The organism is Paracoccus sp. S4493 (genome assembly GCF_000967735.1).
GTDB lineage: Bacteria > Pseudomonadota > Alphaproteobacteria > Rhodobacterales > Rhodobacteraceae > Paracoccus > Paracoccus marcusii.
On sequence record NZ_JXYF01000151.1, the window covers coordinates 1 to 540 of the forward strand.

The 540-nt window shown below is 69.1% G+C and carries 1 pseudogene; it reads right to left on the reverse strand.

The features are described from left to right. Positions 1-540 (reverse strand): annotated as a pseudogene (locus tag TW83_RS15355) (UDP-glucose 6-dehydrogenase); the annotation flags it as partial.

The window sequence follows — 540 nt, forward strand, 5'->3', positions numbered from 1 at the left end:
GGCAAGATAGGTGTTCGCGAACAGCTTGATCGCCTCTGCCTCGGTCGAGCCGGTCAGCAGGACCGGCACGTCGTCGTCCAGCGCCGCCTCGGCCAGCAGGCCGGCAAAGGCCAGGCCGCGGGCGCTGTCCTCGCCCACCACGATGCGCGAGGGGTGCAGGTTGTCGTGCAGCGCGCGCCCCTCGCGCAGGAATTCCGGACTGAAGATCACCTGCTCCGTGCCAAGCCGGGCGCGCACGTCGCGGGTAAAGCCCACCGGGACCGTCGACTTGACCACGATCACCGCCTGCGGCGCCAGCCGCGTGACATCCCGGATCACGTCCTCGACGCTGGAGGTGTTGAAGTAGTTGGTCACCGGATCATAATCGGTGGGCGTCGCCACGATCACGAAGTCGGCCCCCGCATAGGCCACTGCCGGGTCGGTCGTCGCGGTCAGGTCCAGGTCCTGCGTGGCCAGGTGATGGGCGATGTCCTCGTCGAGGATCGGACAGCGCCGGTCGTTCAGCATGGCCACGCGCCCCGCGTCCACGTCCAGCGCGCG